Source organism: Ereboglobus sp. PH5-10 (assembly GCF_029504735.1).
GTDB lineage: Bacteria > Verrucomicrobiota > Verrucomicrobiia > Opitutales > Opitutaceae > Ereboglobus.
Map to the genome: position 1 here is coordinate 373,068 of NZ_JAQFIP010000001.1, position 14,432 is coordinate 387,499.

Consider the following 14,432-nt stretch of genomic DNA (forward strand, 5'->3'; position numbering starts at 1 on the left):
GACCGGCCGGTCCGGACAAAGGCATCCCCCAAAAAGGGGATGCCTTTTTTATCGAGGCATTTTAAAAAATAGAAAGACACAAAAAGATTTGATCGCGAAAGCGCGGAAGGACGGAAAGTCGGAATCATTTAAAAAGCTCTGTCTCAATCGAATAGAGCCGAATAGTCTTCGCAACGCGGACCGCAAAGTCCGCCGAATTGGAATCATGAAAATTTGACTCAGCTTTTCCGCACTTTCGCCCTTCCGCGTTTTCGCGATTAGCCAAATGGAATAGCCACAAAAAGGCACAAGAGACACAAAAAGAATTGATCGCGGAAGCGCGGAAGGACGGAAAGTCGGAATCATTTAAGAAGCTCCGCCGCAACCGGATGGCCTTCGTAGCGCGGACTGCCAAGTCTGCCGGTTTGGAACCATGGAAAATTTGACTCAGCTTTTCCGCGCTTCCGCCTTTTCGCGTTTCCGCGATTATGTATTTTTTGGCGAAGCAAAATTCTTGTGTTCAAAACATGGAGGCGCATTGTTCTGAGGCAATCCCAAGAACAGTAAGCCTGACAAGATGTTACCATGTCCCCTCCCGACCTCATTCCCGTGGAGCATGTCCAATCGCGAATCCTCGTGCTGCGCGGCCAACGGGTCATAATCGACAGGAATTTGGCCCGGCTTTACGGCGTGACCACCAAGCGACTGAATGAACAGGTGAAGCGCAATCAACGGCGGTTTCCCGAGGATTTTGTTTTTCAACTCACCAAGGCGGAAAAGGCAGAGGTGGTCGCAAAATGCGACCACCTTGGCAACTTGCGATTTAGCAATACATTGCCTTATGCCTTCACCGAGCATGGGGCGATTCAGGCGGCCAATGTGATAAACTCTGCCACCGCCGAGGAAATGGGCGTGATGGTTGTCCGGGCGTTCATTCAACTCCGGCAAATGATGGTGAATCACAAGGCTCTCACGGCAAAACTAGCCGAACTGGATGCCCGCTTGGGCGAGCATGACGAGCAAATCGCCTCGCTGGTTGAAGCCATTCGCAAGCTCACCATGCCGGACGGCCCTTTGCATAAGCGCAAAATCGGCTTTGTCGGCACTGACGATTGAAGCAAAATCAACAAAGCTCGGGCTGTTCCCTCTTCAACAATCCTTTCAACAACCTAAAACTATTTTATTATGAATAATTTATATTCAAAATATCCTGATATTATCAGCGTCGCGTTAATCCCTATAATTATTTCAATATTTGCATTTGGACTTCCGTTACTCATGCAGACGATTCGAGGGATAGATGAAAAGTATAATTCAACAAAATTGATAGAGGCATTCAGAAAAGACTGGAGATGTGTATGGTTCATACGAATTTTGATTATTACGATAATAAGTTATATCGTATGGCTTTTGCAAATTCCACCGCCACCTTTATCAAAAGAGTATTGGATCGTGAACAACTCGGCCTTTATTTTAATTTCACTAAGCGCCTTCACTTTAACTGTAATAATTCTCTATGTGCTTCACCTCATCTACATCTACTATGTGCCTGAACTACTTTTCAAGCGCCTGGAAAAAACTTATAATAAAACAAATAAAATCTTTTATTTTGATGTAATATCAAAAATTTTATTTTATTCCATTGCCAAAGCCGATGAGTCACTAGCTAGATCTCTGTTTGAATTTTATTTTAACGCATTTTCAAAATTTAGAGAAAATAAAAAAGGGCAATTAATTGTCTATCCACAAGAATATTACAACGCCATTTTTGAAGCAAATGAGTTGCTTTGCAATAGAAAGAGAAAAACTGTTTCGCATTTTAATAATGGTATATTTTTCGATCTATTTTTGGATGAATATCAAGGGACTATGATCAGCCCTGAAACATATCAATGCCTATGGCGTCTCATTGTGCAGTCTATTTCACATAACAGAGAGGAATTTGTCTTAGCATACTGGAGAAAAGCACATCAGTTTTTTAACTTCTCCATGCGAGAAGTTTCACCAGAATATGATGCAATAGAAAGCGGAAACCTGAAGGCAACGAATCAATCTAAAATAGAAAAAAGACTCACCGAACGTGAAGATTTTTTAGAATTTCACTATGCTTTAGGTGGTTTATTGATGTATATGAAAAAATATGCGACCATCAGAGAAATAATGAGATACACCCAACAAGAACCACCAAAATACGTGCTCGTCCCTGAAAGAATGCAACAGATCATCATTAGATATATGCAATTAAATAAGGAACCGCCATACAGTTTCTTGCATTACACAAAAAGATATTGGTTTCCGAATATTTATGGCGTGAACTCCGATGAGACAATCAAGATTTGGATCAAGCGATATTTAGCCATACTATTTATTCGACAATATACACTCCCTGAATATTATGTAATTTCAGAACGCCTAGAGATGCCCAATCCTCCGAGCGAATTGTCGGAATTAAACAGATGGAAGGAAGAGTTAGGCAGCCTGCGATTTTTTATAGATGAATATTTTACGCCGCCAAAAAGAAATATTCTAAAGATATTGGGACTAGATATTATTGCAACTCAAAATTGGTTTATCAAAAATGATAAAGAAAAATATTCTGATTTAATTGCAAATCTCAAAAAACAAATTGAACACAAATTTAATAAGCTCAAGCGTGAACAGCCAGTCTCCACCATCAAAGAGAGAAGATTTCAAGAGGAAGCAAATAAGATACTGCATGTAATTTTTGACAAATACATAAAAATTTACACTGGATCTAAATTAGATCATTATAAAAGTATTTTAATTGAAGGTCGTTTTGATATTTTACCTAAAACTGCTTTTGCTGAAAACCAAGATATGTGCTATGGAAATGCCGACTCCATCACCGCGCAAGGAGTTGCCATGCAATTTATGTATTCTGCAACAAACATATTGCTCCTTATGCGCCCCAAAAAGTATCTTCTTTTGGAGGAATGTGTGTTTCCAGCCATTGACAAATTGAATGTTCATCCATCTGATTACGTGATCATATCGGTCGGTCTGAATATTGAATATTTTTCTTATTTAAAAGTTAATGGATTGAGCGGGAGCCGCAGTGAGTGGCTCTATAAAGGCTTTAATATTATAGAAATGGATGCCTGTGGCTATGAACCAATCGGGCAATCTATTTTTATTGTTAAAAAGGTAGATTTACCCGAAATTATTTTCAATGAACCCCAAAACAAGTTTGCAACCAAATATCATCTCGAGAAAATTAACAATACATATAGTATTTATACGAAGTTGATTGATTTGAGTGAGAGTGATGACACTGAAATCAGAGACGAATTACTGAAAAAAAACCCCCAAGCAAAATTGTCAGAATCGGTTTTGGCCTGTGTCTCTATTAACTCTGAAATTCGCTACAAATTCGGTGCTAAGTGTGTGCAAATTAGATTATTTTCTCAATTTGATGATCGAGGGAAGTCAAATACACTAGAAGACGTTGTGTGTGTCGAATAGCCCGCGGAGTGATCAGCGTGGATAACGTCTGGAATCTTGCGTAGATTTGTAAAGGGCACTTTGAAAAATTAACATATTGACAATCAATAATATATATAATTTATATAGGTCCGATGAAAAGCACCCAATTGAGTTTTTTTGATGAAACGGCGCGGTTGCAACAGCTCAAGATTGCGGATGCTGGATTGTCTTACTCTTTTGTTAATTTAAATTTTTTAGGGTGCCCCTCTCCAACAACACATATTTCTTTCGCAAGGTAAAGTGCAGATACATAACCTGCGACTGTTTGTTTTGGTAGTTGACTTATCGCAGCTATATCTGCAGCAGTCGATTCAGGATTAGCTTTTATCGTCTCCTTAACTATACTCCTGTAGCTAGCGCTTTCCATCGTTGAGGATTCGCCATTAGGGGCATCTCTATTAGTATTTTCCTTGGGATCTGACTCGACATACCTTTCCTCGATAATCTCCATATACTCTATAATATTATCTATGTTTTCATTTTTTGTTTGATTAGATAATTTTGAAAAATGAAGGCATAGTAGCCCACAAATAAAACAACATACTGTTATTATCCAGTAAAGAGCACAGCTGGGATTCGAAATTATGGACAATATTCCAGACGCGCCACCCCCAAGCAGCAAAAATCCTATAGAATTATATATAGCAAAAACACATTTACAGGAATTTATATGCTCTTTGATATAATTCCACTCTTCCTTTTGTATTGGATACGCTTGGGACTTACGTGGAGTAAGGAGTTCCATACTTTGTGAAACTTCATAATTAGCCATTGGAAACCTCCCTTGCTGATTGAACAACCCCGACGGTTAATGCATTGACTAAAGCCGTGTTTCCACACTTTTTACAAGTAATCGGTATTACAGGCACAACAGGACCACCGAGCGATACCCCATCTTTGTGAAATTCAATTAATTGAAAAATACTTTCCGGAACTACCCAATGGGCGTTTTGACAATATGGGCATGCTTTTCCGGCCCAATGGATTTTAAGATGTTCAACTACTTTATTTGTTTCTTCTTGTGTCATAAGGGAATTTCAGAAGGAGTCGGGTTGGTGTTTTGGGGGTTTGGGATTTTGGAATGCCTGAAGCATCAGATCAGAAGCTATTCTTTCTCACGTAAGCATTGGCACTGAGATGGGAAGCAAAAATGCGCAAAGTGGGATCGCTGCACACAAGCTATGAGCAAAGGCCATGCTGTCCACTTTTTAGTGAATGGTTTGCGCATTTTTTTACTTCTACGGTCTTTCTTCGTGAACTCCGTTATCTTCTGTGCAAATGGATTGATGGGTTGGGTGCTGGGCGGCGGGAGGGCTTGACCGGGACAGTCGTGCTGGCCGAACCGAGCGGAAACATGGGTGAATCGCCAAGACACTCGGGCCGTATGCATAAAAAACACGGCTTTGCGGGCCGTGTTTTTGGGTTGAGATGGTTAGAGCAGATTTGGCAGTCTTGCGTTACGGTTCCTTACAAGCGCTCCAAGAGCAACTCCAGTATCTTCTTGGTGCTCTTCGGGATGACGGTGCCGGGGCCGAAGATGGCGCTGGCGCCGTTTTTCAGGAGGAAGTCGTAGTCTTGCGCCGGTATAACGCCGCCGCAGATGACCAGGATGTCTTCGCGGCCGCGTTTTTTGAGCTCGGCCACTAGCTGGGGAAGCAGGGTTTTGTGGCCTGCCGCCAGGCTGCTCATCGCGACGACGTGGACGTCGTTTTCGACGGCTTGCTGGGCGGTCTCCGCCGGGGTTTGGAAGAGCGCGCCGATGTCCACGTCGAAGCCGAGGTCGGCCATTGCCGTTGCGACGACTTTGGCGCCGCGGTCGTGGCCGTCCTGGCCGAGCTTGGCGACGAGGATGCGGGGGCGGCGGCCTTCCTTTTCCTCGAATTTTTTGACGAGTGTGCGGACTTCGTTGATGATGGGTTCGTCTCCGTAGGCCATGCGATAAACTCCTGATATGCTGCGGATTGTGGCTTGGTAGCGTCCGAATTTTGATTCGAGCGCGGAACTGATTTCTCCAAGGGTGGCGCGGGCCTTGGCGGCCTCGACCGCGAGTTCGAGGAGGTTGCCTTTGCCGGTGGCGGCGCACTCGGTGAGGGCGTCGAGGGTGGCTTGGGTTTTGGCGTTGTCGCGGGCGGCCTTGAGTTCGTTGAGGCGCTTGATTTGCGACTCGCGGACGGCGGTGTTGTCCACTTCGAGGATTTCGAGGGCGTCCTCTTTCTCCATGCGGTATTTGTTGAGGCCGACGATGGTTTCCTTGCCGGAGTCGATCTTGGCCTGGCGGCGGGCGGCGGCTTCCTCGATGCGGAGCTTGGGCAGGCCTGCTTCGATGGCCTTGGTCATGCCGCCCATGGACTCGACTTCCTCGATGTGCTTCCAGGCTTTTTCGGTGATTTCGCGGGTGAGCGCCTCGACGTAGTAGGAGCCGGCGAAGGGATCAACGACGTTGCAGATGCCGGACTCGTTTTGGAGGAAGAGCTGGGTGTTGCGGGCGATGCGCGCGGAGAAGTCGGTCGGGAGAGCGATGGCCTCGTCGAGCGCGTTGGTGTGGAGGGATTGCGTGTGGCCGAGCGTGGAGGCGAGGGCTTCCAGGCAGGTGCGGGCGACGTTGTTGAAGGGGTCCTGCTCGGTGAGCGACCAGCCGGAGGTTTGCGAGTGGGTGCGCAGGGCGCGGGACTTGTTGTTCTTGGGGCCAAATTGCGAGGTGATGCGATCCCAGAGGGTGCGGGCGGCGCGCATTTTGGCGATTTCCATGAAGAAGTTTTTGCCAATGGCCCAGAAGAAGGAAAGGCGGGGCGCGAAGGCGTCCACGGGGATGCCTGCCTTGACGCCGGTGCGGATGTATTCGAGTCCGTCGGCGAGGGTGTAGGCGAGCTCGAGGTCGTTGGTGGCGCCGGCCTCCTGCATGTGGTAGCCGGAGATGGAGATGGAGTTGAACTTGGGCATGTTCTTCGAGGTGTATTCGAAGATGTCCGCAATGATCTTCATCGAGGGCGTGGGCGGGTAGATGTAGGTGTTGCGCACCATGAATTCCTTGAGGATGTCGTTCTGGATGGTGCCGGAGAGTTGCTCAAGTTTGACGCCTTGCTCGAGGGCGGCGCAGATGTAGAAGGCCATCACGGGGAGGACGGCGCCGTTCATGGTCATGGAGACGGAGACTTTGTCGAGCGGGATGCCGCCGAAGAGGGTCTGCATGTCGAGGACGGAGTCGATGGCAACGCCGGCCTTGCCGACGTCACCGACAACGCGGGGGTGGTCGGAGTCGTAGCCGCGGTGGGTGGCGAGGTCGAAGGCGACGGAGAGGCCTTGCTGGCCGGCGGCGATGTTGCGGCGGTAGAAGGCGTTGGATTCCTCGGCGGTGGAGAAGCCGGCGTATTGGCGCACGGTCCAGGGGCGCGCGACATACATGGTCGAGTAGGGCCCGCGCGTGAAGGGCGCGTGGCCGGGCATGGTGTCGAGGGTGGAGCAGCCGGCGAGGTCGGCGGCGGTGTAGTTGGCCTTGACGGGGATTTGCTCGTCGGTGAGTTCGACGGTTTCGGCGGCGGGCGCGCCGTTCGCCGTGTCGAGCTTGATGTCGTCGTAAGCGAGTTTGGTGAAGTCGGGAGTGGTGGTTGTGCTCATTTTTTGAAAGTGGTGAGTGTGTAAGATGAAGTGTGAAACAACGGGACCCATTGGCCGAATATGGCCGATAGGTCCGATGCTTTTGTGTAATTACGCGCCGATTGTTTTTTGGATGTTGGCGAGCAGGCCGCGGACGTTGGCGCGGACGTGGATGAAGTCGTCGAAGCCGGCGGCTTTGTAGGTCGCGGCGAGGGTTTCGTCGGCGGGCATGCCGGCGAGGATGACTTGGATTTCCGGCTTGGCGGCCTTGACCGCCTTGGCGAAGGCGGGGGCGAGCTCGGGATAGGTGGCGTCGGTCGAGCAGAGGACCGCGACGGGAGCGCCGGAGGCGACCGCAGCCTTGGCGGCATCCTCGGCGGTTTCGTAGGCGTCCTTGGCGATCATTTCGAAGCCGCCCGTGCTGAAGAAGCCGGCGGTGAAGTCGGCGCGGGCCTTGTGCTGGAGAACGGGGCCCATTTTCGCGACAAAGATTTTCGGGCGGGCGCCGTTTTTCTTCGCGTAGGCGTCGGCTGCGGCGCGGAGGGCTTCATAACCTTCGGAGCCGCGAACGAGCGCGACGGGCGTGACGCCGGTTTCGGGTTTCGCATCCGGGTGGGTGGCGGCGAAGAGCTGGCCGATGGTCGCGCCTTGGGCGGCGGCCTGGATGCACGCTGCGGCGGAATCGGCGGCAACGTCGGGACTGACGGCGTTGACGATTTTGGTGGTGACGGCGAGCTTGATGCTCATCGTGGCCGGGCGGCGTTTCTTGACGTCGGCGGCGCGGGCGGCGACGAGCTCGGGCGTGGCGAGCGGGCGGGCGACGGGGTCCTTTTCCTTGAGATTGGGGAAGAGGTTGGTGCCGACGAGGCCCATGCGGCGCTTGTCGAGGGAGTCGGATTTTGCCTTCGCGGTGGCGGCGACGGCGGTTTGGAGCGCGCCGGCGCGGAGGGCGGCGGTGAAGCCTCCTTGTTTCTCGATGTCCTGGAACGCGGCCCAGGCTTTGCGGGCGAGTTCGTCGGTGAGTTTTTCGATGTAGAAGGAGCCGCCGGAGGGGTCGTTGGGGGCGGTGACGTGGAACTCCTCGGCGAGGAGCGTGTGGATGTTGCGCGAGATGCGGCGCGAGAAATCGTCGGGCGAGCCCATGACTTCGTCGTAGGGGGCGATGTGGAGCGAATCGACGCCGCCGAGCACCGCGGAGAGCGCCTCGGTGGTGACGCGAAGCATGTTCACGTTGATGTCGAGCTTGGTCTTGTTCCAGCGGCCGGTGCGGGCGTGGATTTTTACTGTCGAACCCGATGCCTTGATCGCGTAGGCGGCGGCGACGCGCGCCCAGAGGAGGCGGAAGGCGCGGAACTTCGCGATTTCCATGAAGAATTGCGGGCCGATGGCGAAATTGACACGGAGATGCGCGGCGACTTGCTCGGCGGTGAGGCCGCGTTTGCCAAGCTCGCGGATGTATTCAACCGTGGCGGCGATGGTGTAGGCGAGATCCTGCACGGCGTTGCCGCCGGCGTTGAGCCAGAGGGCGGAGTCCACGCCGACGGTCGAGAGGCCGGGGGCGTTTTTCGAGGCCCAGAGCGTCCATTGGGCGAGGTCGTTTTGGAGCGAGTCGAGCGTGTCGGGAAGCGCGCCGCGCGAGGCGAGTTCGGCGAGGGGATCGGCGGTGACGGAGCCGTTGATTTTGGAGGCGTCGATGCCGCGCTGTTTCGCGAGGGCGAGGAGGAGCGAGGCGACGGGGAGCGCGGTCGCGCCGGCGTTGATGTGCACGGGGACGGCGGTGAGCTCGACGTTGTTGAGCGCGGCGGCGAGATCGGAGAGGTCGCTCACGGAGAGGCCGCAGCAGCCGACTTCGGCGGCGGGCGCGGTATCGGCGTCCTTGGCGGCGCGGGTGGCGCAGTCGAGCGAGATGGAGACGGCGTTCTGGCCGCGGTTCAAGTCGGCGAGGAGCGCGGTGTTAAAATCGGCGGGGGCGGCGAGGGCGATTTCCTGGGCGAATTCCCAAGGCGTCTTGAAGTAGCCCTTGTCGAGCGAGCCGCGCGCGGCGGCGGCGTCCTGCGCGGGGAGCGCCGCGGTGTCGAGGCGCGTGTAAAGCGGCTGGAGCGCAATGCCTTCGGGCGTCTTGGTGACGAGTTTTTTCTCGAAGGGCACGCCCTTGAGTTCGGTTTCGACGGTCTTGCGCCATTCGGCGTAGGCGGCGCGCAGGCCGTCGAGGGATTCGGGAGTATTGGTTTCGTTGGTTGTGCTGCTCATGTGTGGAAAAGTGACGGGTGAATGGGCGGCCGTTACAGATGGTGAAGTCGTAAAAGCCGGACGAAAAGGGAGGAAGTTATTAAAAAATCAGATAAATAACAGCTAAAAATAAACGCCCCGCGCCGCTGAAAAATCGCCGGGAAATGGCAGCGGACGCGATGTCGAACGCGGTGCCGATTCACTCAAGGCAAAGGCAAGTTTAACCGCGAATGGACGCCAATAAACGCGAATAAAAACCAACACATTCCCTATTTCCCTTTTCTGCATTCGCGTCCATTCGCGTTTATTCGCGGTTAAAAAAGCCTCGGTTGCGTCAAAGCCGTCCAGCCCGTTTCCCCGGCCACGCCCCGCCAACGCCATTCACGCCTCCCGCCACGCGGGGACGCGAACGGGCGATTCGTTTTGCGCAAGAAAGTTAAAAGCCGCGGGAAAATGCACTATTAGATTTTGCAATACATTGGCGCGGTGCGGAAAGGCATCAGTTAAACTTTATGTTTACAAGGCGGCGAAACCTATCATCTTATTGACCCTTTCCTACCATGATTACGAACATCGACCACTTGGGAATCGCAGTCACATCCATCGACGCCGCACTGGGCTATTATGAAAAAGTCCTCGGCCTCAAATGCACGCATCGCGAGGAAGTCGCATCGCAAAAAGTGCGCACCGCATTCATCCCATGCGGCCAGGTCAATATCGAGCTCCTCGAGCCCACCTCGCCGGACAGCCCGATCGCCAAGTTCCTCGAAAAGAACCCCCACGGCGGCATCCACCATATCGCCTACGCCACCGACGACATCACCGGCCAGCTCGCGCAGGCCAGCGGCGCCGGCGCGCGGCTCATCAACGAAACACCCGTCGAGGGCGCGCACGAAAAACTCGTCGCCTTCCTCCATCCGAAATCCACCTTCGGCGTGCTCACCGAGTTCTGCATGAGCAAACCCGGCGCGCAGCACTGAGGAGCGATTTCCCAACCTTCAAACCTAATTTTCACCATGGCAATATCCCCTAAACTGCTCGAAGAGCTCGCTGAAAAACGCAAAATCGCCCTCTCGGGCGGCGGCCCGGAAAAACTCGAGGCCCGCAAGAAAAAAGGCCTTCACACGGCCCGCGAACGCCTCACCTCGTTCTTCGACGGCGGCCAGTTCCTCGAACTCGGCCTCCACGTCGAACACTCCTGCCACGACTTCGGCATGGCCGACAAGCACATGGCCGCCGACGGCGTCATCACCGCCATCGGCTACGTTGACGGACGCCCCATCGCCGCGTTCGCGCAAGACTTCACCGTCGGCGGCGGCGCCGTGGGCCGCATGCACGCCAAGAAAATCTGCGACCTGCTCGACTACGCCAAGCAATCCGGCATGCCCGTCGTCGGCATCAACGACTCCGGCGGAGCCCGCATTCAGGAAGGCGACGAAGCGCTCTCCGGCTACGGCCAGATCTTCTTCCGCAACACCCTCCTCTCCGGCGTTGTGCCGCAAATCTCCGTGATCGCCGGCCCCTGCGCGGGCGGCGCGGCCTACTCGCCCGCCCTCACCGACTTCATCATCATGGCGAAAAACGGCGCGCAAATGTTCATCTGCGGCCCCGAAGTCATCAAGGCCGCCACCGGCGCGACCGTCACCATGGACGACGTCGGCAGCGCCGTCACCCACGCCTCCGTTTCCGGCAACATCCACTTCATCGCCGACAGCGGCGTTGAGGCCATGCAGATCGCCAAGAAACTCCACTCGTTCCTCCCCTCGAACAACGTCATGGACCCGCCGCACAACATGAACGTGCCGCTCGACATGACACCCGACCCCGTCCTCAACGAGATCATGCCCTCGAACGGCAAGGAAGGCTTCGACGTCAAGAAAGTCATCGAACGGCTCGTGGACAACGCCGACTTCCTCGAAGTGCAGCGCGACTTCGCCCGCAACATGGTCGTCGGCTTCGGTCGCATCCAGGGCATCGTCGTCGGCATCATCGCCAACCAGCCCAACTTCAAGGCCGGCACCATCGACATCGACGCCTCGGACAAGGCGGCCCGCTTCATCCGCTTCTGCAACGTCTTCAACATCCCCCTGCTCACCCTCGTTGACACCGGCGGCTTCCTCCCCGGCATCCAGCAGGAACGCGGCGGCATCATCCGCCACGGCGCGAAAATGCTCTTCGCCTACTCCGCCGCCACCGTGCCGAAAATCACCGTCATCATGCGCAAAGCCTACGGCGGCGCCTACCTCGCCATGTGTCCCAAGGACCTCGGCGCGGACATGGTCTTCGCCTGGCCCACCGCCGAAATCGCGGTCATGGGCGCGGCCGGCGCGGCCAACATCCTCTTCAAGAGGGAAATCGCCGCCGCACCCGACCCGAAAGCCAAGGCCGACGAGCTCGCCGCCGAATACCAGTCCAAGTTCGCCGCGCCCTACCGCGCCGCCAGCAAGGCCTTCATCACCGACGTCATCGAACCCTCGGAGACGCGCGGCAAAGTCGCCATGGCCCTGCGCGCCACGCTCAGCAAACGCGAAACCCGCCCGCCCAAGAAGCACGGCAACATTCCGCTCTAAAAAACGAACGGACCATCGCATAATCACGTCACCCGCTCGTAACAACCCGCCGTCCGCGGCCACGCGCAACGAACGGCGGGTCACCAAAACGAATACATGACCAACACACTCATCCTGCTCGCACAAACCGCAGCGCCCGAGGACGCCGTCCTGTTCGGAAACAAATGGATCGCCCTCGCGGTAATCCTCTCCGGCGTGGCAATCTTCATCGCGCTCATCGCCCTCTTCGGACGAATCCTCGCCGCCACGCACCCGGACGAAAAGAAAACCGCCGGCGCAAAGGCCAAATCCGCGGCCCCCGCGCCGCTCGTTGTCGAAGTGCCCAATGCCAGCACCGACACGCCCTCGCCTCAAATACTGGCGGTGATCGCAGCCGCGGTCGCCACCGTGTTCGGCCCCAGGGCGCGAATCGCCGGGGTGCAAACCGCAAAGCCGCCCACCGTCGAGGCCCTCATGCAAATGTGGTCCCTCGAAGGCCGCCGCCAAATCTACACCTCGCACAACCCGCGGGGATAAAAAACTGGCCAAAGCAAAAACACTCACACATCAACCAACAACCATTTAACCAAAACCAGAAAATCACATATGAAAAAGCTCCGCGTTACCGTAGAAGGCAAAGCATACGACGTCCTCGTCGAAATCATGGATGAAGGCGCCTCCGCGCCCGCCGCCACGGCACCCGTGCAAAGCGCCCCCATGTCCGCGCCAATCACAGCGCCCACGCCCGCGCCTGCTCCCAAGGCCGCGCCCGCCGCCGCCGGCGCAAGCGACATCGCCAGCCCCCTCGCCGGCAAAGTCGTCTCCATCGACGTCAAAGTCGGACAGGACGTGGCCGAGGGCGCCCAAGTCGCCACCATCGAGGCCATGAAGATGAACACCTACATCTACGCCCCCAAAGCCGGCAAGATCGGCTCGATCCACGCCAATGTCGGCGACGGCATCGAGGAAGGCGCAATCATCATCAAATACGCCTAAGCCGTAGACCAAACACACTTCAATTAACAAAAACCGCCGGCTCAAAACCGGCGGTTTTTTTGCGCCTCCCGGCATATAATGCGCGCCCTGAAAACCGGCTCCGCCCGCAACCGCATTATTTTCAGGCGGAAACACCGTCTTCCAAAACAATTGCAGTTATAAATTCTGCATTGCAATAAGCGGCGCATTAACTCTTTCTTCACAACTCTCTCCATCGCTCAACAGCGGACGGAAACCCAACAAGACAACCAAACTATGGAAACTTCCATGCATCCAAACGCCAAGGCCGCCAAGCGCAGCCTTCTGTCCACCCTCGCTCTCTCGGTCGCCCTCGTCGCCACGCTCGGCACGGCACACGGAGCAGGCTTTGCAATTTACGAAACCGATGCACGCGGTTTCGCCATGGCCAACGCCAACGTCGGACGCAACGACGACGCCAGCGCGCTCTACTCCAATCCCGCCGCAATCACCCAGCTCCCCGGCCTCCAAATCAAAGCTGGCATCAGCCTCATCATGCCTGACGTCGACGTGACGACATGGGGCTCCATCGACGGCCAGGTTCCCGGGGAAAAGAAAACCTCGATGAACTCCTACACCGCGGTCATCCCCAACCTCTACGGCACCTACCGCATCAACGACAACATGGCGATTGGCATGGGCATCTTCGTCCCCTACGGACTGAAGAGCGACTTCGAAAAAGAACCCATCGTCTGGCCCGGTGCTTACAACAACTACTACACGGAAATCGAAACCGTCGAGATGGCGCCGACCTTCGCCTACCGCCTCGTCCACGACCAGCCTTGGGCCAAGAACCTCTCGGTCGCCGTCGGTCTCGCGATCCTCAGGACTGATATCACGATCAAGCGTCAAATGGCGCTGGGTGGCGGCTATTATTCTCCCCTCATCCTCGAAGGCGACGACTGGGAGTTCGGCTACAACCTCGCGGTTCAATATGAAGTGAACGACCAGCTTTCCTTCGGCATCGTTTACCGTTCCGGATTCGACACCAAAATTACCGGTGCAAGCGCCCGCATCCTCCCCAATCAAGCAGCTGGCTTTGATGGTCGCCACAGCGGCAAGGCATGGGGCAAAATTGATCTGCCCGACTCTTGGTCCTTCGGCGTCAACTACTCGCCCGTCGCTCCGCTTAACATCGGTTTCCAGGCCCTCCGCACAAACTGGGGCTCCTACGACAAACTCACGATCCAAGCATTCCCTGACGGCGCGGTTTCCGTCGCGGAAAAACACTGGAAAGACGTCTGGCGCTACAGCCTCGGTGCTGAATACCAACTCAACAACGCTCTCGCCCTGCGCGCTGGTTTCGTGATCGATAAAGACCCGGTGAACACCAAGTATGCCGACTACATGGTTCCCTCCAACGACCGCCAAATCTTCAGCACCGGTCTCGGCTGGCGAATCAGCAAGGCGGTCACCCTCGATTTCGCCTACGGCTACATCAAGATCAAGGAGAGCACCTTTGATGCGCGTCCGAGCGAAGGCGTCCTCGGCACCAAGGTTCACACCGGCAACGCGCACATCTTTTCCGTCAGCGCGGCCTTCCGCTTCTGATAGCGCAAACAC

At 54.6% G+C, this 14,432-nt stretch carries 11 protein-coding genes; 7 read left to right on the plus strand and 4 right to left on the minus strand.

From position 1 onward, the window contains the following. Positions 1–564: 564 nt before the first annotated feature. On the plus strand, positions 565–1,095 hold the full coding sequence (locus M2447_RS01480) for an ORF6N domain-containing protein (protein ID WP_277557102.1): 531 nt from the start codon (positions 565–567) through the stop codon (positions 1,093–1,095). A gap of 69 nt (positions 1,096–1,164) precedes the next feature. After that, the gene (locus M2447_RS01485; RefSeq protein WP_277557105.1) at positions 1,165–3,462 is read left to right on the plus strand and encodes a hypothetical protein; all 2,298 of its coding nucleotides are present in this window, start codon (positions 1,165–1,167) and stop codon (positions 3,460–3,462) included. 190 nt (positions 3,463–3,652) lie between these two features. Here the strand turns inward: M2447_RS01485 and M2447_RS01490 are convergent, their stop codons facing one another. The 4 genes from M2447_RS01490 to M2447_RS01505 all read right to left on the minus strand — a co-directional run bounded on the left by M2447_RS01490 (position 3,653) and on the right by M2447_RS01505 (position 9,327). Further along, positions 3,653–4,255, minus strand: a complete 603-nt coding sequence (locus tag M2447_RS01490; RefSeq protein ID WP_277557106.1) for a hypothetical protein — start codon at positions 4,253–4,255, stop codon at positions 3,653–3,655. Then, entirely contained in the window at positions 4,248–4,511 is a 264-nt protein-coding gene (locus M2447_RS01495; protein ID WP_277557109.1) for a hypothetical protein, read from the minus strand. The genes M2447_RS01490 and M2447_RS01495 overlap by 8 nt, the downstream gene beginning before the upstream one ends. A 439-nt stretch (positions 4,512–4,950) precedes the next feature. Beyond that, entirely contained in the window at positions 4,951–7,098 is a 2,148-nt protein-coding gene (scpA, locus tag M2447_RS01500) for a methylmalonyl-CoA mutase (RefSeq protein WP_277557111.1), read from the minus strand. A gap of 90 nt (positions 7,099–7,188) precedes the next feature. Then, positions 7,189–9,327 (minus strand): methylmalonyl-CoA mutase family protein, encoded by a 2,139-nt coding sequence (locus M2447_RS01505; protein WP_277557113.1) that lies wholly within the window; start codon positions 9,325–9,327, stop codon positions 7,189–7,191. A gap of 539 nt (positions 9,328–9,866) precedes the next feature. On the opposite strand from M2447_RS01505, the gene mce reads away from it, so the two are divergent. The 5 genes from mce (at position 9,867) to M2447_RS01530 (ending at position 14,420) form a co-directional block, all read left to right on the plus strand. Beyond that, positions 9,867–10,286 (plus strand): methylmalonyl-CoA epimerase, encoded by a 420-nt coding sequence (gene mce / locus M2447_RS01510; RefSeq protein WP_277510343.1) that lies wholly within the window; start codon positions 9,867–9,869, stop codon positions 10,284–10,286. A 36-nt stretch (positions 10,287–10,322) separates the two neighbouring features. Continuing rightward, entirely contained in the window at positions 10,323–11,876 is a 1,554-nt protein-coding gene (locus tag M2447_RS01515) for a carboxyl transferase domain-containing protein (RefSeq protein ID WP_277557115.1), read from the plus strand. Between the two features lie 96 nt (positions 11,877–11,972). Further along, positions 11,973–12,392: an OadG family transporter subunit gene (locus tag M2447_RS01520; protein ID WP_277510346.1), complete on the plus strand. Its 420-nt coding sequence runs from the start codon at positions 11,973–11,975 to the stop codon at positions 12,390–12,392. A gap of 69 nt (positions 12,393–12,461) precedes the next feature. Next, positions 12,462–12,851 (plus strand): acetyl-CoA carboxylase biotin carboxyl carrier protein subunit, encoded by a 390-nt coding sequence (locus M2447_RS01525; protein WP_277510347.1) that lies wholly within the window; start codon positions 12,462–12,464, stop codon positions 12,849–12,851. A gap of 267 nt (positions 12,852–13,118) precedes the next feature. Beyond that, positions 13,119–14,420 (plus strand): OmpP1/FadL family transporter, encoded by a 1,302-nt coding sequence (locus M2447_RS01530; RefSeq protein WP_277557117.1) that lies wholly within the window; start codon positions 13,119–13,121, stop codon positions 14,418–14,420. Positions 14,421–14,432 lie beyond the last annotated feature (12 nt).